At 48.8% G+C, this 19,601-nt stretch carries 15 protein-coding genes; 13 read left to right on the top strand and 2 right to left on the bottom strand.

The window, feature by feature from the left end; translation table 11 throughout:
- Positions 1-28: 28 nt before the first annotated feature.
- From IEY46_RS23240 to IEY46_RS23185, 12 genes are all read left to right on the top strand, one after another.
- On the top strand, positions 29-928 hold the full coding sequence (locus IEY46_RS23240) for a carbohydrate ABC transporter permease (RefSeq protein ID WP_188995499.1): 900 nt from the start codon (positions 29-31) through the stop codon (positions 926-928).
- Positions 921-1,757, top strand: a complete 837-nt coding sequence (locus IEY46_RS23235) for a carbohydrate ABC transporter permease (protein WP_188995497.1) — start codon at positions 921-923, stop codon at positions 1,755-1,757. The genes IEY46_RS23240 and IEY46_RS23235 overlap by 8 nt, the downstream gene beginning before the upstream one ends.
- Positions 1,758-1,763: 6 nt before the next feature.
- Complete coding sequence (locus IEY46_RS23230; protein ID WP_188995495.1) at positions 1,764-2,462, top strand: SGNH/GDSL hydrolase family protein; 699 nt, start codon at positions 1,764-1,766, stop codon at positions 2,460-2,462.
- On the top strand, positions 2,440-4,020 hold the full coding sequence (locus tag IEY46_RS23225; protein ID WP_188995493.1) for an FAD-dependent oxidoreductase: 1,581 nt from the start codon (positions 2,440-2,442) through the stop codon (positions 4,018-4,020). The genes IEY46_RS23230 and IEY46_RS23225 overlap by 23 nt, the downstream gene beginning before the upstream one ends.
- A 31-nt stretch (positions 4,021-4,051) precedes the next feature.
- Positions 4,052-5,170 carry a Gfo/Idh/MocA family protein gene (locus tag IEY46_RS23220; protein ID WP_188995491.1) on the top strand — a complete coding sequence of 373 codons (1,119 nt, stop codon included), beginning with the start codon at positions 4,052-4,054 and terminating at the stop codon, positions 5,168-5,170.
- 42 nt (positions 5,171-5,212) lie between these two features.
- On the top strand, positions 5,213-10,456 hold the full coding sequence (locus tag IEY46_RS23215) for a CBM96 family carbohydrate-binding protein (RefSeq protein WP_188995489.1): 5,244 nt from the start codon (positions 5,213-5,215) through the stop codon (positions 10,454-10,456).
- Positions 10,457-10,472: 16 nt separating this feature from the next.
- Positions 10,473-11,588, top strand: coding sequence for a glycoside hydrolase family 88 protein (locus tag IEY46_RS23210; RefSeq protein ID WP_188995487.1), 1,116 nt, complete (start codon positions 10,473-10,475; stop codon positions 11,586-11,588).
- 73 nt (positions 11,589-11,661) lie between these two features.
- Entirely contained in the window at positions 11,662-12,654 is a 993-nt protein-coding gene (locus IEY46_RS23205) for a Gfo/Idh/MocA family protein (protein ID WP_188995485.1), read from the top strand.
- A 96-nt stretch (positions 12,655-12,750) separates the two neighbouring features.
- Positions 12,751-13,722 (top strand): aldo/keto reductase, encoded by a 972-nt coding sequence (locus IEY46_RS23200; protein WP_188995483.1) that lies wholly within the window; start codon positions 12,751-12,753, stop codon positions 13,720-13,722.
- Between the two features lie 703 nt (positions 13,723-14,425).
- Positions 14,426-14,662 (top strand): hypothetical protein, encoded by a 237-nt coding sequence (locus IEY46_RS23195; RefSeq protein ID WP_188995481.1) that lies wholly within the window; start codon positions 14,426-14,428, stop codon positions 14,660-14,662.
- A 152-nt stretch (positions 14,663-14,814) separates the two neighbouring features.
- Complete coding sequence (locus IEY46_RS23190; RefSeq protein ID WP_188995478.1) at positions 14,815-15,576, top strand: sugar phosphate isomerase/epimerase family protein; 762 nt, start codon at positions 14,815-14,817, stop codon at positions 15,574-15,576.
- Between the two features lie 33 nt (positions 15,577-15,609).
- Positions 15,610-15,834 carry a hypothetical protein gene (locus IEY46_RS23185; protein WP_188995476.1) on the top strand — a complete coding sequence of 75 codons (225 nt, stop codon included), beginning with the start codon at positions 15,610-15,612 and terminating at the stop codon, positions 15,832-15,834.
- Between the two features lie 318 nt (positions 15,835-16,152).
- Here IEY46_RS23185 and IEY46_RS23180 read toward each other — a convergent pair whose 3' ends face one another.
- Positions 16,153-16,680: a hypothetical protein gene (locus IEY46_RS23180; protein WP_188995474.1), complete on the bottom strand. Its 528-nt coding sequence runs from the start codon at positions 16,678-16,680 to the stop codon at positions 16,153-16,155.
- Here IEY46_RS23180 and IEY46_RS23175 point away from each other — a divergent pair.
- Positions 16,669-18,279 carry an extracellular solute-binding protein gene (locus IEY46_RS23175; RefSeq protein WP_229750479.1) on the top strand — a complete coding sequence of 537 codons (1,611 nt, stop codon included), beginning with the start codon at positions 16,669-16,671 and terminating at the stop codon, positions 18,277-18,279. The genes IEY46_RS23180 and IEY46_RS23175 overlap by 12 nt on opposite strands.
- A gap of 125 nt (positions 18,280-18,404) precedes the next feature.
- On the opposite strand, the gene IEY46_RS23170 is transcribed toward IEY46_RS23175, so the two are convergent.
- Entirely contained in the window at positions 18,405-19,577 is a 1,173-nt protein-coding gene (locus tag IEY46_RS23170) for a XylR family transcriptional regulator (protein WP_188995470.1), read from the bottom strand.
- Positions 19,578-19,601: the final 24 nt, after the last annotated feature.

Below are 19,601 nucleotides of genomic sequence, written 5' to 3'. Positions count from 1 at the left end.
CGTTACTTGACAAGGGGAGGCAAATGGTTTGAAAACGTTTTCTAAATGGAAGGATTATTTCACAAGCTATTTGTTTGTGATTCCCGGCTTATCTCTATTCGCTGTGTTTTATTTGCTGCCCTTCTATCAGAGCTATCGTCTTAGCTTTTATGAATGGACAGGATATACACCGATGTCTCAAGCCAAATTCGCTGGGTTAAGCAACTATAAGAAGGCATTCGAGGATGAGGTTTTCTGGGAATCCGTCATTCGAGTTTTAAAAATATCGATTGGCATTATCGGACTCGAGATTCCTTTGGCCTTATTGCTTGCGATTCTGGTCAATCATGTGATTCGAGCCGGCGCCTATCGCATCATCTATTTTATTCCTACCATTCTTTCTCCAATTGCCGTAGGGATGATCTGGAAATGGATGTACGAGCCAAAGTTCGGCATTATTAATCAAACGCTGGATGCTTTAGGGTTGTCTTCACTCAAGCATGCTTGGTTAGCCGAGAGTGGTACAGCTATGGGTGCGGTTGGAGTAACCTTTATTTGGGAAAATTTCGGAACCTTTTTCCTGTTATTTCTCGTAGGTCTCACGGGGATTGATAAACAACTTTATGAGGCTGCGAGCATTGAAGGAGCATCGAGCTTTCAAACGTTCAAATCAGTCACTTTGCCGCTCATGGTTCCTACGATCATCCTTGTCATGATTTTGTTAGTATTGGGTTCTATGCAAATCTTCGGTCAGGTTGTCATCATGACCAACGGGGGACCCGGTTATGCGACAGAGGTTCCGTCCATGCGCATTTATAAGGAAGCTTTCGAGAACAGCAACATGGGTTATTCCACTACCCTATCCGTTCTATTTGGTTTCATCCTTATTGTGTTCTCCGTTATTCAATTAACGATTTCAAGAAGGTATGGTGCAAAGCTATATGAATAAAAAAACAAAATCAATTAGTCTCCATACCTTTCTGATCGCCGTTGCCATTACATGTATTTATCCGTTTGCATGGATTTTCGCCAATACATTCAAGCCAAATAGCGAAATTTTGAAAAACGAAAATTTGCTGGCGACCCTTATCCCTAATCACCCGTCTTGGACCAACTACTACAAGGTCATCGTTGAATTTGGTTTTTCCCGGTACGTTTGGAATAGTTTCTTTTACACCGTAACCTCTGTATCGATTGCGATTGTTGTAGGTATTAGCATTTCGTATGTCGTGGCGTTCTACCGTTTTCCCCTTAAAAACCTAATTTTCGGAGTCATCATCGTTACGATGATGATTCCGATGCCAGGCATCTTTATTCCGAAATATATTGTAATAGCCGAGCTCGGGCTGCTCAATAATCGGCTGGGACTTATTCTACCGTTTGCGACAGTGCTAATACCGCTAACCGTGTTTATCGTCAAAAATTTTATGGACTCCATCCCCAAGGAGATGATGGAAGCCGCTACTGTAGATGGCTGCAATAAATGGACCAAGCTATGGTTTATTGTAGTACCGTTAGTCAGACCGGCAATTGCAACCGTGACTATCTTTCATGTAAGAAGCATTTGGAATGAATGGCTACTGCCTTCACTTGTTATTACCGAAAAAAATCTTCATCCCATCCAATCTGGATTAATGCGATTTCAGGGCGAACATTTCATCGATTATTCCTTGACAATGACAGGATTAGTAGTGGCGACGATCCCGTTGCTGGTTATCTTCTTTATACTTCAAAAGCATATTATTAACGGAATTACTAGTGGAGCTCTGAAAGGATAAGTGGCGATGGAGCGATATGATTCGAAATTACGGTTAATTATCGGGTTTGGCGATAGCATTACGGCCGGAGTTCATTTGTCTCCTCAGGATACTTATCTTTATAAGTTAGGGGCAGCATTTGGGTGCGATACCTATAATGCGGGTGTCCCAGGGCAAACAACGGCAGATGCGTTATTACGCCATCACGAAGAAGTGTTAATGAATAAACCCGATCTTTGTATTCTGCAATTCGGAATGAATGATCATGTTATGGAAGCCCCTAATAGGAATAAGGTGCCGGGGACCAACTTTCAAGCCAATCTGATAAAGATGATCGAGGAGCAGAAGACACATCACATTTCAGTTCTATTATGCACCATTCATCCCATCATTGAAGGAGATACGGATACCTATTATTACAATAGGCATCCGCAGCAATGGTATGGGACGAAGGGCGCCAATCAATGGATTTCAGAATACAATCAGTTGATACGAGATATCGCTGGTCATTATGGCTGCATGGTAGCAGATGTTGAGGTTTATTGGAAATTGAAGATTGCCTCCACCCATCGTTTAGAATCATTTATTCGAACGATTGAGAATGCGGGAATGGATGATGGCGTTCATCCAACCTCGCTCGGACAGCAGCTTTATTATGAATGTTTAAGGGAAACTATCGTGAATGGATGCGGGGGAGAAGGTTATGCTGCTAGAAATGAAGAGTGATATTGTCATTATTGGCGGAGGGATTGGGGGCTGCGCCGCAGCTCTGTCAGCTTGCCGTACGGGGAAACAGGTCATTATGACGGAGGAAACGGATTGGATCGGCGGGCAATTCACGAGCCAGGCGGTCCCTCCCGACGAACATCCCTGGATCGAACAGTTTGGTTGTACCAGAAGCTACAGGCAATATCGCAATCTCGTCCGCGACTACTACCGCAATCATTTCCCGCTTACCCCGGAGGCAAGAGCCCAGGATCGGTTAAATCCCGGCAATGGCGTAGTAAGTCGGCTTTGTCATGAGCCCAGAGCGTCGTTGGCCGTATTTCATCAAATGCTGGCTCCTTATATCCATAGCGGTAAGCTGAAAATTTTGTATCACTATCAACCTGAATCGGTTGAACTAGACCAAGATGAAATTATAGCTGTTACGGTTCGCAATCGCTTATTGAATCAACAAATCGTATTAAAGGCGTCCTACTTCCTGGATGCCACGGAATGCGGCGATTTATTGCCGCTTGCTTCCGCCGAATATGTAACAGGCTCGGAGTCGCGGGCTCAGACCGGCGAGCCGCATGCCCTGGAGGGCTCGGCGGACCCGATGGATATGCAGCCGATTACGTATTGTTACGCCATTACCTACCATGAGGGCGAAGACCATACGATCGAGAAGCCGGAGCAATACGACTTTTGGAGAGACTACTCCAACACGGAATTTTGGACGGGCAAGCTGCTCAGCTGGCAAGTTCCGCATTATATCACTTTAGAGCCGACGGAATACCCTTTTTTCCCAATAGAAGGGGGGCCGACATCGAGATGGACTTATCGCCGAATCATTGACAAAAACAACTTTATGCCCGGCACCTACGATAGCGATATCGTCATCGTGAATTGGCCGCAGAACGACTACTGGCTCGGCTCCATTATCGACGTAAGCGAAGAAGAGAAACAGCGTCATCTGGAAGGCGCCAAGCAGTTAAGTCTTTCGTTGTTGTATTGGATGCAGACGGAAGCGCCGCGACCCGACGGGAAACAAGGTTATCCCGGCATTAAGCTGTGCAAGGATGCCGTGGGCACGGAGGATGGACTGGCCAAATATCCTTATATTCGAGAATCCAGAAGAATTCAGGCGGAATTTACGGTCGTTGAGCAAATGGTTAGCGCTGATATTAGAGGGGCCTCCGGGGCCGAGCGATTCGATGATACCGTCGGCATCGGGGCTTACCGAATTGACCTGCACCCTAGCTTGGGGGGAAGACCTTATATTGATTTATCCAGCTATCCGTTCCAAATCCCGCTGGGCAGCTTGATTCCCGTACGCATTCGAAATCTGGTAGCCGCCTCCAAAAATATAGGGGTCACCCACCTTACGAATGGCTGTTATCGTCTGCATCCCGTGGAATGGAACGTTGGAGAGGCCGCCGGGGCGATTGTTTCCTATTGCTTGGATCACAAAGCAACGCCAAGCCAGGTAAGGAATAACAAGGTGCTGCTGCAAGATTTCCAGGCAGTGCTTGAAAGAGCGGGCATTGAGCTGCACTGGCCAACCATAGGAGCGCTGTAGTTGGAATTTCCATAAACGGGGGGAGTCAAGCTTGAGACTAGGTGTTATCGGATACGGGCTTCGAATTAAAGAGGTTATTAGACATATAAAGCTGCAGGATCCCGCTGTTCGCATAGCAGGGATAGTAGATGTACTCGAATTCCCGGATCTTGCGGATGAGGACGGTCTGCCTATTCCGAATTTCTCTACGGTATCCGAAATGTTGGCGGCGCTTAAGCTCGACGGCATTCTGATCGGTACGCGCTGCTCCGAGCATACAGCATATACGTTAGAGGTATTGCCGTATGGCATACCGCTTTATTTGGAAAAGCCCGTATCCACAACGACGGGGCAGTGGAAGGAGCTTCACCGGGCAGCGGCGATCTACAGTCATACGCCTGTCGTCGTATCACATCCGCTTCGTTTAACCTCTATCGTGCAGAAGGTCAAAGCCATAGTAGCATCGGGTGAAATCGGCGAAATAGCCCATGTGCAAGCGACCAATAACGTACCTTACGGCGGCGTTTATTTTCACGCTTGGTATCGCGATGAATCCATAACGGGCGGTATGTTTCTGCAGAAGGCTACCCATGACTTCGATTATTTAACGCATATTATTGGCGCAAGGCCTGCAAGAGTATGCGCGGTTACCTCGAAGCAGGTTTTCAAAGGACATAAGCCTGCCGGTCTGCGATGCAAGGACTGCGAGGACAATCGGACTTGCGAGGAGAGCACTGTCGGCACGATCGAGGAACAGAATTGGCCATACTGCTGTTTTGCCGAGGATACGGGTAATGAAGATTCGGGCAGCGCGCTTATCGAATACGAGAACGGAGTTCATCTCAGTTATACACAAAACTTTATCGTTAGGCGCGAAGCGGGTACTCGCGGAGCCAGAGTAGTCGGCTATAAGGGCACCGTTGATTTCGATTTTATAACAGGCGCCGTAACCGTCATTCATCATCATAAAGAACAAGTTGACCGCTATACATTCGGCGAAGGAGACGGACATTTTGGAGGAGATGCGCAATTAGCTGCCAATTTTATTGATGTGATGAAAGGAAAGGAAGCCTCGATAAGCACCTTGCAAGAAGGTTTGCGCAGTGCCCTCCTATGCTTGAAAGCCAAGGAATCGGCTGCAACCAGTACCTATCAAGAGATTGCTGAATAATAGCTTCTACAACAATTCCAAAAATGGCAGGAGTGAGTTGAAGTGAAAAAATTGCGCAAGTGGGCGTTGCTGTTGCTGGCCATGCTTTGTGTGAGTTCTCATCTTACGTTATATCCTACCGCATCCAACGTGGCAGCCGCATTTCCCCTCAATGAGGATGATGGCGGGTTAATTCTTCAAGACGAATATAATGATTTGACTAAGCTTTATTCTTATTCGGATATTGCCGTCAGAGATGTATCCGATCCTGGGGCCGGTTATGTGGAAGCCGACGCCTCGTTTGTGTCCGACAACGGCGCAAATCCCCAGATGATCTATCAAGCAAATGATATAAGATCATTGATAGTTGTCGCATATGTTGATCCTTCCCAGGCATTGCCTTCCATAAACTTTCAAATTTCCGAGGATCAGATCAACTATACCGCCGTTAGTCCATCCCTTGTCAATGAAGGGGTTCGGGATGGCTCTTGGAATCGTCTCGTATTCGAGCTGCAAGGGCTGCAGAACGCCAACTATTTGAAGATGAGCTGGACGGCCGGTTCTTCTCCCGTGTATATAAGCAAGCTTCGCCTTGCTTACACGGGCGGCGCAAGCTTTATGGATACGGGCTTTGAAACGACATTGGACACGGATCTTGCAACGGCCGGTGGTTGGGAGGTTAAGTACGCCAAGACGGATGTTTCGGCCGACCCCAACTTTACGGTTACGGTAGAAGAGGAGGGGGGAGTGCCTGGGCATTTCCTGAAAATAACCGGGACGGCCGCCTCCAAAGGAGCCGTGCTGCTGGGACAACGGCTAACGCTGCCTTCCTTCTTCACCGGACCCTCCGATTTGATCGCGACGGCAGACTTTCAGCTATTCAACTCATTGTCTGCACAGAGCAATGTGCTGAGGCTTGTCATTCTCCCTGAGTCGGAATGGGACAGCCTGTCCTCGAGCGCTGGTGGCGCAGGCATGTATACGGCAACCGAGCTTTCGAACCACACCTGGCATGATGGCGGCATCGATCCGGATTCGGTTACGGAATGGGAGCTAGGCACCTCGGAAGGGACGGATCTCGTAAGCGCTATTAGTGGCTCCACAGGAAGCAATGTCGTTATTGCTTTATATGTAGAGCTTCATTCGCCATTAGGGATCGATGAAGCCTACATCGATAACTTTGAGCTGAATGTAGGGGAGCTGTCGAATACCCGCCCTCATTTTATTCACGTGAAGTCGATTAAAGATACCATATTCGGATATCGCTGGGCCGAGGATGTCGTGAATAGCTACAAATCGAGATACAATGGCTGGTTGACCAGGGATATAGAGCTCATCCCGGATTCGGACTATATTTGGGAGAATCGATTCACCGATCCCATTAATAATGTAGCTTTGACCTTTGAATACAAGTCTTACCAGGATATTCTCGCAATGGGGTATGACTATGACACGTATTATCTGGTCGCAGAGTTCAAATCGCCCGGCATAGATCCGAGCGACCCTTCGGATGATTTGATTATCAGCTTAGCCAACGAGACCGCGACCGAAAGCCAGATGGAAGCTATTACAAAAGGCTGGTATTCGAAGTGGATTCAATACCATACGGATGCTGCCATGTATTTGTCCTACTTGTACGTGTTGACAGGCGAAACCGCTTATGCGGAGAAAGCGGGGGAGATCGTCAAAGAGTTTGCTGATAAATACCCGCAATACGCGCTGCATGACGTCGTTTCTCCCATTAGGCCAATCGCCTCCAGGGTGTTCTACTCCGTACTGAGTGAAGGGGCTTATTTTGTTACGCCTATGGTGTATGCAGTGGATAATTTGTATAACTCCGGCGTGTTTGACACCGCATATAAGAAAGCTATTCGAGAGGACATGCTGTATCCTTCGGCCGATGTTATGAAACGCAGCTTCAGCACAAATAATTTCCAGGTGATTCAAGACGCGGCGCTTGGCTTGGTTGGTTATTTGTATGATGACGCGGACTTGATAACAGAAGCCAAAGAAGGCTACACGCCGACCGCGCAAGCGGGAGAGGCCATGGGGATGTTTAATGAATTGCTGGATTACGGTGTAGGCGAGGACGGTTTCTGGTTCGAGGGTACGCCGAGCTATCACGGCTTTGTTCTTAAGGAATATATTTTCCTCGCGGATGCCGCGCAACGTTTCGGAAGCAATGTAGGTGAGAACCTGTATACGGGGAACAACAAGCTGAAATCGATGTTTGATGCGATGTTGAATTTGCCGTATCCTGATTTAACGATGCAAGCGAATAACGATTCTCCTTATAAACCGAATCTCATAACCCCCATTTATATATGGATGATGGAAACGGCAGACAGAGAATTTCAAGCTGCTTCATCTCAGTACAGATCATTCCTTAACCAGGCCTATATGACAGTCGAGAGAAGCGATGCCGACCTGTACTCCTTGTTGACCGGCTTTCGCCATGTTCCGAACTCAACGGAGCCCTTCCTTCTTAACGATGCCAACATGAGCGCGATTGGAACCGTGCTTACCCGCAACTATTACAATGGACAAACTTATATGAGTACGATGGATTACGGCATGTTTACCGGCTCTCACGATCATTACGACAAGCTGAATATTACGACATACGGCAATGATCGGGTATGGCTCGATGATCTGGGGATTGGTCCATATGGCACGGATTCAGCGGAAAATTATTATCGAATGTCTGCCGCCCATAATACGGTTGTCGTTCCGGATGCGAATCAGGCTGGAATCAGCGGTTCGTTCCTGGCCTTGGGCCACACCAATTCCATGCATTACAGCGCGGCGGCAGCCGACGGCATCTTCGCCGATGTTCAGCAATATCGCCGAGCGTTAATAAGCGTCGATGATTGGATGCTGGATGTATTTAAATTGCGTACGTATGACGAAGTAACCTTTGATTGGTTCGCTCGGGTGCCGGATAGCACGATGGAGCTTAGTCTTGCTACAAGTCCTCAAACGGGGAATCTGGGAACGGCTAACGGCTACCAGTATACCGAACTGCTCGGTCAAGGAACGACGACGGGGAACTGGTCGGCTGATTTCACTGATGACACGGATATTAACAAATCCTATCGAATCACGATGCTGAATGACCAGCAGATGGATGTATTCGAGGCACGATCCTATGGCACTGCGAATAAGCAGAATGTGAAAATCCCCGTGCTCGCTGCCCGCCAGACTGTTGAAGGGGATGGGGAATTTGTCGCTATCCATGAATATGATCCCGAGGCGGCCAATGGAATTGCCCAAATGCTGAATACTCCTGATGGCATTCGCGTTACGAAGGATGATGGCGAAGAAGTCATTATCCAATATGATATTAGCCATGCGACCGAGGAAGCTGGCTTTATGCTTCTTAGGCGGAACGCGAATCAGGATATGATGAACCTCGAGATTAGCAACGACAATCGCTTGATGATCGATCATAAGCTGTATGCTCATAGCGACGAGGTTTTGCGCGGCTTATCCATTGCTTATGACACGGGCATCATTAACATCGAGAATGAGGTTAATGATTCGACACCATATCGAATGACGACGTTGACCTTCAATGCGGGAGACGAAGTTTTCACCCAAGTTAACGTCGATGGCGTTGCTTATCCCTTCACAAGGGACGGGGAATACATCACGATAGTAGCACCGCTCAAAGCTGCTCCGACATTAAGCAACCAAGCTTACAAAATCAATGCGTCAGAGGATGCCTATGCGAAGGAGCAAGAACCGAATCGGGTTCTTGGCGAATATACGACGATTGGAGTCCGCAATACGGGAGCGGCCGGCGGAGATATGGTATCCTATGTGAAATTTGATTTAATTAACTATTCGGGCAATCATGTGTCGGAATCGACATTCCGATTCTATGCTTACGATAATGCCGCGCCGTACAATCCCGTGGAATTATCGATCTATGGCATTGTGGACAACAGCTGGGATGAGGATTCCTTAACCTGGTTGAACGCGCCTAATATTGCGAGTGACGGATCCGGCAAAACGACGATTACGGGAGTAGGCACGACCGCCTATCTCATCGATACGATCAGCCTTGAAGATGCCAATTATGCGTGGCATGAGGTGGATGTGACCGATTTTGTCCAGACTCACGGGCTTGCCAACAAATATGTCAGCTTTATGATTGTAGCGGATCATAATACGAATGACTGGATCTTTATTCCGAGCAAAGAAAGCGGCTCAAGACCGCCGCAGCTGACGATCAAAGAAAGTATTGACATTGTAGCCGAGGATACGGCTTATGTCCGTGGCGGAACATATAGCGCTTCGCCTCAGACGGGAACTGCCGAGATGCAATTGATGGATGCTCCCGATGCGGCAGATGATCGAATCTCTTATTTGAAATTTGACCTTGGCGACTATGCTTCCGCCGACTTGGGCAAGGGTATTCTGCGTTTCCGGGCTTCGTCTAGCAGTCCGAATGCGAGTACGCCCATCAGCGTCTACGGAATTATGGATGATAGCTGGACGGAAGCCGGCTTAACCTGGAGCAATTCTTCAAATCATGAATCGGGCGATACAACGATTACAGATCTTCCCGATGCCGCGGTTCCGATCGCCACCGTTCTGGCTTCCGGGACGAATAGAGATTATTCTGTAGATGTAAGCAAGTTTCTGCGAGGCAGGCCGCTCGGTGGAACGGCAAGCTTTATTCTAGTGGATGAATCCGACGGGAATGTGTTGCTAACGGTTGACGGACGGTTAGGTAACCAGCCGGCAACATTATCCATGTATCGGCCGATTGTTCAACAGATCAATCAGTCTGCCTTTATTTGGGGAGGGACATATGCCAACAGCAATCTGGAGTACTCCACCCATCTCGTAGTGAAAAATGCAAGCGGGACGGGCGCTGACCGAAAATCCTACTTAAAAATTGATTTGGAATCGATTCAAACGAACCGCGTTAATGAGGCCGTGTTGCGGATGTATGGAAAAAACACGACATCGCTGGAGGAAGTTCCGATTACGGTTTATGGGATTATCGATAATAGCTGGACTTCAACCGCCATTACTTTCAATAATGCCCCTAACCATAACCCAACCACCGGCGACGTAACAGGTGTAGGGATCTCTGCTTTCAAGCTGGATGCGATTCCGGTTGGACCAACGGCAGCGGTGTATGAATGGGATATAAGCGACTTTATTTACGCCGCGATGCGTTCGGGAGGAGAGGCAAGTCTGGTTGTCGTTATGGAGGATGTCAGTACTACAAGCTATATGGATTTTAACAGCAGCAATGGAATGATTAAACCCGGCTTCATATTATCCTATTAGAATCGGAGGGCTTGGCGTGTATCAAGCAGCTTTGGATCGTGCAGTAGAGAAAACGTTGAAAAATTTGAAGATTTACGTGGAGCAATTCCCTCATGTGGGAGAGGAGAAGGGCGGTTTCGCCTTGTACGGGAATACGACCTGGACGAACGGATTCTGGACCGGGGTGCTGTGGCTGCTGTTCGAATATTCGGGTGATAGCCGGTTTGCCGAGGTTGCAGAGGGCTTGCTGCCAAGCTTCCGCGAAAGACTGGATCAAAATGTGAATATTGATCACGATATCGGCTTTTTGTACACGTTATCGGCTCAGGCCCAGTGGATGATCCGCAAGGATGAGTCCGCCCGGGAACTTGCGATCGAGGCGGCCCGGAAGCTGGCTGATCGCTGGAATGAGGAAGGGCAGTATATCCAAGCGTGGGGGGATAAAGGGGATACGACTCATAGTGGCAGAATCATTATCGATTGTTTGTTGAATCTACCTATTCTATATTGGACAGCTGGCGAAACAGGCGATGACCGTTTATTGACAATTGCCCGGAAACAAGCCGAGAAGAGCAGAAAATTTCTTGTGCGAGGCGATGATTCATCCTATCATACGTTTGTATTTGATCCGGCGAACGGCCAGCCCGTCGGGGGCGCTACACATCAAGGGCTGCATCATGGATCGACTTGGTCCAGAGGGCAGTCCTGGGGGGTGTACGGCTTCCCTTTATCCTATCGATATACGAAGAACAAAGCATTTCTCGAAACAGGCATTCGCATGGCCAAATACTTTATTGAGCAACTCCCCGCCGATCTAATTTCACATTGGGATTTCGAAGCAGAGCGTAATGACGATACCCCGAGAGACAGCTCTGCTACGGCGATAGCCTTATGCGGCATCCTTGAAATATTGGAGCATTTGGAGAAAGATTCTTCCGACTTCGTGTATTTTTCGAAGGCAGCCGGAGAAATCATGGATGCCTTGATTCGCGAAACATCAACGATGGACGAACCGGATTTGCAGGGGCTGATCAAGCATGGCGCCTATCATGTAAGCAATAATTATGTGCCGGACGGATTTCTTATATTCGGAGATTATTATTATCTGGAGGCTTTGATGCGCATGACCAATAAATCCAAAGGCTATTGGTAGGCGCAAGTGATAGAAGGAAACGGGCAAGGATGCTGATTCAATCGTTATGGGTGAAGGAGGGAGTGGATACATCATGGCGAAAGCCGAGCTGACGGTTGCCGTTATTGGAGCCGGTGCGATTACAGGCCATCATTTTAGTGCGGTTGCAGCGGTGGAGGGTTTACGGGCATGTGCCGTTGCGGATCTGAACAAGGAACGAGTGGAAGCGGCAGCGGCTCAATACGGAATCTCGGCGTATCTGGACTATCGGGAGATGATTCGACGGGAACGTCCGGATATCGTTGCGATCGCATTGCCTCATTACTTGCATAAGGAAGCAGCGCTCTTCGCTGCCTCGCATGGTTGTCATATGATGCTGGAAAAGCCGATGGCACTATCCGTCGCCGAGTGCGACGAAATCATACAAGCAGCACAGCTCGGGAAATCTCGCATATTGGTAGGCCATACACAGCATTACATGGCGGAGAACATACAGGCCAAGTTCATGATCGATAGCGGACTCATCGGCGATTTGGTTATGATTCACGATATCCGTCACACCTATTATTTTCAAAACTCCAGGCCGGATTGGTTTCTGGAGAAGATGAGGTCGGGCGGAGGTATTTTAGCCAATCTGGGGACGCATTCCATCGACAAAATCCAGTGGTTGACAGGGAGCCGGGTACGCAAGGTGAGCACGTCTATCAGCCATTACGGCAGCAGAGGAGATGTGGAAGGAAGCGGCTTGCTTTATCTGGAGTTGGAGAACGGAATGCCTGCCGCGATCGTACAGGGCGGATATGTCGGGGCGGCGCGCAATGAGACGGAGATTATCGGCACGAAGGGGATGTTAATGCTGAAAACGGGGGACAGTCTGTGGCTAAGCACGGGCGGCCCCTACGTGCGAGTGGAAGTTCCTCACTCAGCGTCGCCCTTTGAATTGCAGTACAAGGATTTGCTGCAGGCTATCTCAAGCGGTGGAGAGACTGGTTGCCCGCCATCGTACGGCAGAGACATTATCGCGATTCTCGAGAAGGTCTATGCGTCAGCTGTTTCAGGCAAGGAGCAATACGTTGAACGGGCATGAGACGATATCGGATTGATCAGCTCGACTCTTCCACATTCGACTGTTCCAACTCCAGCAGTATCAACGTTGCCAATATCATAGAGAGTGGGCGTTTATATGCAAAGGCTCGTTTTGCCTCAAACGGATTTAAATGCTTCAGTGCTGGTGCTTGGTACAGCTTTGTTCGGCAGCAGCATCGATGAAGCTGGATCCTTCCGTCTGTTAGATCGTTATTATGAAGTACACGGAAATTTCCTTGACACTTCATTAAATTATGCGGATTGGCAGTGGCCTGTTAAAGGTATAAGCGAGAAAACGCTGGGGAAATGGCTGAAACTGCGAGGCCACCGCCAAGACATCATCATTGGTACCAAAGGAGCGTGCCCACGCTTGAACAATGGCGCCTTCTTTCGACTGCAACGAGAAGATATTGTGTCGGATTTGCACCAAAGCCTGCATAATCTTCAGACGGATACGATCGATTTGTATTATTTGCACAGAGATGATCCATCAAAACCGGCTGCAGAGATAATTGAAACTCTGGAGGATCAAGTGAAAGCCGGGAATATTCGTTATTACGCGTGCTCGAACTGGTCACTTCCGCGGATACAGGAAGCGTGCCGATATGCCAAAGAAAGTGGCAAGCGGGGGTTTGTCGCCAACCAGATGATGTGGAGCCTGGCAAATGTAAATCGGCATCGTTTGTCAGATCCGACCTTGGTATCCATGGATGCCTGGATGACACAATATCACGAGGAAGGCGGCTTGTCTGCCATACCCTACAGTTCTCAGGCAAATGGTTTCTTTAGTGGGAAATATGCCCCGGGTGATGGTCAATCAGATTCATTGGCTGGGCGCCACTACTACAATGAAATCAACTTTGCCCGTCTGGAACGAGTCCAGCATATGGCGCGTGATTTAGACTTATCTTGTTCGGTTATAGCGCTTGCCTATATGCTCTCACCGGCGCACGCCTTTCCTGTCTACCCGGTTATTGGTCCGAAAAATATGGAGCAATTGGATGATAGTCTTGCAGCCGTTGAAGTGCAGCTTGATTTGAATTCAATTCGCATGTTGGAGGCTCATTGAAATAACAATCCCGTATTTCACGGAAAAAAAGCTCAAGATCCAGGGCTGAATCAGCCTCGGGTCTTGAGCCCTGTTGTTGGTAAACCCGAACCGGTAATGGTAGCCATTGAAATCCTCCAAATTACTTGTGATAGTAATGGACGCCAAGAACCTCGGTATCGGGACCGGTTCTGCCCAGGAGTCATGCGCAGATACAGCTTGAACAACTTGTTATAGTGGCTCAGGTCGTGAATAACCTACCAGGCCGGAATTATGAATGATGTTGTCGTCGATATCGTGAAGGTCCTTCAACGAAGCCTGAATCCGCACCTCGTTTCGGTATTGAACAAACGTTTTACCGACTCTGACAGACATGTTCGGAAATTCGAATATCGATAACAAGGAACCCATTGGCAAAAATCGGGCTAAGGCCGTATTCGCTTATAATCCTATCCTTGATATTGCTTTTCACAGTATGAAATCGTTGCGCGCTGTAATAGATCCGCTAATTGCCAATTTCCAAAATGGCGATCTGAGGAGACATCGGGTTGATAGCGCCGGCATTTCGTACTTAAATCATGCGCTTCTGCTGCTATCGACAGCAACTGAGGAAAGGGAGTAAAATTGCTACAAAGGCAACGGTCACATTTTGCCTTTTTTCTTGTTGCAGAATTCGCATATAAGCATTCTGCGCACGGGGATAAATTTCTATGGGAACAATCGGATGATCGTTGAACTAGATGAACGAGACTCGCTGGAAAACGCTGCGGATTGGGAGGGGAGAGTTGCTCTTGTCCATGCGCCTAAGTATGAAGAACCATCCTCCTACGTTTTGCGCAATGTTAGCATTATTGAACGAACACTTCGTTTTGACTCGGAGATGACGTTCCTGGTGCTGGATGAAGGCCAGCGAAGCGGCACGGACAAGAAGGGGGCACAGGATTGGCAGGAAATTTGCTGATCGAACTGGAAGGTCAAAGTGTTCGAGTTGATGTGAAGAGTGGCGATTGCTTCTCGTTTCCACACCGTCTCTGAGTTGACCTGCGACATAAGAGGCGAGGGGGGCTGACTTCAGAGCTCCATTTACAACCATTATAGGAGGAGTGGGCGGGTATGTTACACACTGGAATGTTGTCGGTTACGTTTCGTAATTTGCAGCCTGAAGAAATCATTAGGCTGACGGTCCAGGCTGGACTGGATGCAATCGAATGGGGAGGGGACATCCATGTGCCTCATGGCAATGTGGAAGTCGCAAAACGGGTAAAACGTTTAACGGAAGAAGCAGGACTAATCATCGCCTCCTACGGTTCTTATTACAAGGCTGGCGTGTATGATTCGGATGTACCATATTTCGAGGACGTTCTGTCCAGTGCGATTGCCTTGGGCGCTCCAGCGATACGTATTTGGGCGGGCAACAAGGGAAGTGAGAAGGTGGAGTTGGGCTGGCGCGATCAGGTAATCGCTGACATCATCCGCGTTGCCAATCAAGCGCAGCAGGAGAATATCCGCATTCATTTAGAGTACCATGCGAATACTTTGACGGATACCCTTGAGTCTACCCTTGCATTGCTTGAGGCTGTGGGTCATCCCAATGTTGGGACTAACTGGCAGCCTCCAACACTGCTGACATTCGGGGAGCAACTGGAATCCTTGGACGGCGTGCTGCCGTTTCTGGCAGATGTTCATGTGTATTATTTGCAGCTTGGCGAACGGTATCCACTCTCCAGCGGATCGGAGGAGTGGGGAGAGTTTTTCCATCGCATTTCTTCATCAGCGGGGAACAGTCGATTTGCACTGCTTGAATTTGTCCGCGGCAACGATCCAAAGCAGTTCTTGGAGGACGCCGGCGAGCTGCGCCGATTGCTTAAATCGTAGCAAAACGTTGGTGGATGAAATCAAGGTGCGACGATGGATCAGATAATTGATCTCCATTATGTTGCAGTTAAACTTGGCTTTTACGATGCTGCTGACGCAATTAAAACAACCTTCATTAACAAAATCGATGAGCAAGCCAAAGATACCGTCATGGGGCGAATTAAGGGTTCGCTGACCAATCCTATATCAGCCGGGGCGTATAGGGCTGGGATTCTGGATGCTATAGTAGCCATGGGGCTAAAAAAGACGTTGAAATGAAAAGTACGACGTTAATCGAGTAACAACTGGATATTTGATAGGCATGGTTCCACCATAAAATCCGGATACCTATTTTAAAAGCGATTCTATTAGTTTCAGTATGGTGTCCTGATCGACTCACCGCAGTGCGCGGCTACCGCCAAAGCATGCGTGCTCAGGGAGATTACCCCAAAGGCTATGGAGAAATGTTTTGGAAGAACGCTGCCTGCCGGTAGTCTTCAAATCACTGGCAAAAACATATCCAGCGGTTGGCCAGCTCAAAAAAAGATGAAGCAGTCCGCTTCCTTAATGGAAGCGGACTGCGCGATGGATACCTCATTATTTGCTCAAGTCAAGGCTGGTGACCTGCAGCGAATTGGTGTTCTGATAGTTGTTAAAACCCCAAAACCGAACCACACCACCGGTCATCGTGGTTCCAGCGCCACTTTCAAGGTAGCGAGGTGTCAGTTTAAATGCCGTAGTGGAGAGTAGCTTAAAGTTCTCATCAAACGTTAGGATTGAAGATGTCTTGTCTGATTGAGTCCTGTAGAATTTGCCGTTAGCATAGAACGAGGAACCAGGGTATATTTTTGCCTGGCCCTTTTCGTCGTAGCTTATGTCCTTTTTCACTAAGTTAAACATGGTTGTCCCTAACCAGTTGCTAAACACCAGACGATCGCGTTTGGTAGTAAGTACTGTGGATAGAGATGAATTAATATAAAACTTAATTACATCTTTTGGATCTGCTATTGTGAGTGGCTTCGAAAGTTCACCTGCCAGATAGATCGTGTATTTCCCTTCACCGTTTAAATACATAACGCCTGAACGGTCGTTTGTTTTAATTGGGTAGATATAATGGGACGCCAAAAGACTCTTCTCCCATATTTGAAGCGTTTTTTCGCTTTAAGCGCCTGCTCGCAGAAGGAAGAAAAGTCCGGGAAGGAGAACGAGACAGCAAGTGTAACGGAAGCAGGCACTATGCCAATCACGCAAACCAAAACGACCCTTAAAGTTCTGATGTACGGCAGCAGCCTGGTGGAAAATTTCGCAACTAATGAATTTATCAAGTGGCTGGAGGACCAGACCAATATTCATATCGAATGGGAAGTAGCGCCAGAAAAATCGGCACAGGAAAAATTGAATATTACGCTGGCAGGCGGCGATTACCCCGATGTCATTATGGGCTTCAATGTAACGCCGGTGCAAATGTCCCTGTACGGGAAGGACGGTGTCTTCATGCCGTTAAGTAATCTGATCGATAAATACGGCGTGGAAACCAAAAAAATGTTCGACGCTGTCCCTTATGCGAAGGATACCATAACAGCGCCTGACGGGAACATGTACGGCTTGCCTCAAGTCAACGAATGTTATCACTGCACCATGTCTCAGAAAATGTGGATCAATCAAGAGTGGCTCACCAAGCTCGGACTTCAGATGCCGGCCACGACGGAAGAATTCTATCAAGTGTTCAAAGCTTTTAAAGAAAACGATCCCAATGGCAATGGCAAGAAGGATGAAATTGCGCTCGCAGGCTATGTGAATTCAGGTCCTGAAATGTTCCTGATGTCCGCGTTTGTGGAAAAAGATATGAACGATATGATCGTGAACAACGGGAAAGTTGACGTTGCATTCACCCAGCCGGGTTGGAAAGACGGGCTCGCGTATTTGCATAAACTGTATGCGGAAGGCCTGATTGCTCCGGAGACGTTTACTCAGGATGTCAATGGTATCAAGAAAATGTCAGGCCAAACAGAAATGATCCTGGGCGCGGTGCCCGCTAACTATTCCGGCGTTATTCTGCCAAGCGCCGATCGTGTCAAAGACTATGCGGCCGTTCCTCCTCTGCAAGGACCGGGCGGACTGAAGTCCGTGTCCTTGAATCCGTACGGGCTTTCCCAGGGGGTCTATATTATTACGGACAAGGCCAAAAATCCCGAAGCGGCTTTCCGCATGGCGGATTTCCTGTACAGTGAAGAAGCTACGATGAGAGCTATTTTTGGCCGCCCCGATCAAGAATGGACGAAAAACACGGCCGATGATACGTCGATTGCCGGAGAACCGGCCAAATGGAAACGATTAGTCACGTTAACGGGCTTGCAAAATTTCGGATGGGCGCAAACAGGCCCCTCGCTGCGCACCAGCGCGTTCCGGCTAAGCGAAGCGGGAACTCCCGGCACGCAGGAAACGATTCTGTATCAAGAGACCAAAGAAAAATATGAACCCGCGAAGATTGACAGCAATAAAGTCGTTCCGCCCTTGTTCTTTACCAAAGATCAGTCGGAGGAGCTAGCTAATTTGACCAAGACCATCACCGATTACAAGAAAGAATTTCTGGCCAGAACAGTATCTGGCGATATCGATCTCGAGAAGGAATGGAATACCTATTTGAAAAACCTCGACAACATGAACCTCAAACGTTATTTGCAGATTTATCAGGAAGCCTACGATGCGAACAGCAAGAAATAAGCAAGTCTAATAAAGCCCGGCAAGCTCTTGCAAACAATTGAGCGAGACTCTAATTTAGTAGCCCGCTTCCATAAAAAATAGGGATGCCCCAAGCAGCTGTTCTGCAGAGGGCATCCCTATTTGCATTATTTCAGGGGCAGGTTCAGCCGGTCCCGGTAGGCGCCCGGAGAGATCCCGGCATATTTCTTGAACACCGTGCTCATATACTCGGCATATTTGAAGCCGATTCGTTCTGCAATAGCCTGCAGCGTCATATCGGTTTCGGCAAGCAGGCGTGTGAGCAGCTTCATTTTGATCAGGATGATCTCCTCGTGAGTGGTGCGTCCCAGTGCTTTCACAAAACGGCTGTCCAGAGAGCGCCTTGAAAGGGGGATCCTGCGCAGCACATCCTCGACGTTGATATCCTCATAGGCATGCTGCCGGATGAACTGCACCGCATCCGAAACGTATTTATCCTCAACGGCGATGGCATCGGTAGACATGCGGGTGATCGTTTCCAGAGGATCGATGCTGTGAATGCCGGCCTCTACCGGTCTGCCGGCCATCATCTCATCGAGCAAATGGGCTGCCCGGTATCCGGTTTGCAGCGTATCGGGGCGGATGCTCGACAGCGGGGGATCAGACAGATTGCACAGCAATTCGTCATTGTCGACTCCAATGACGGCGGCTTCCTCCGGAACGGACACACCCGCGAGCCGGCATGCCTCCAGCAGCTTGAGGGCGGTAATATCGTAGCATGCCATAATTCCGGTCGGTTTGGGCAGCTTCTCCACCCATTCCGCCATTCCCAACCGTTCCGACAAAGTGGAGCTCCTGCCTGCCAGATGAAGATGGGTGCAGGAATAGCCAGCTTCCGCAATCCGCTGCCCAAAGTACTGCCCCCGCTGGACAGACCAGGCGAACTGGTTGTCGCCGCAATAAGCGAAATGCTTGTATCCCCGTTCCAGCAAATGGTCCGCCGCCCACCTGCCGATTGTCCGGTTGTTGGTTTCCACACAGGGAAGCTCGGGAAGCAGCCGGGAAGCGCTCAAATCGACTGTCGGAACGCCAAGCTCCCGGATGTAACTCGCCGTTTCCTCATTCTCGATGCGGGCGATTATCCCGTCGCCCCTCCAGTCCTTCAGCCAGGACAAGTCGGTATCGAGCCGGCTGTGCTCGCCCAGATAGATGGACCATGGCCGATGCCTGCGGATATAGGATTTGACCCCGCTCAGCAGACCGCGCGCATAGGCGTTGGATGTTTCGATCAGCAGCGCAACATGCTTCTGCGGCTGCTCAACGGGTGTGAAATGATTCATGCCATGACCTCCAGCCATCTTGGA

Origin of the sequence: Paenibacillus nasutitermitis (assembly GCF_014641075.1) — a bacterium.
Lineage (GTDB): Bacteria > Bacillota > Bacilli > Paenibacillales > Paenibacillaceae > Paenibacillus_Z > Paenibacillus_Z nasutitermitis.
Note: the sequence above shows the minus strand (reverse complement) of the source record. Positions and strands in the feature narration are given on the sequence as shown.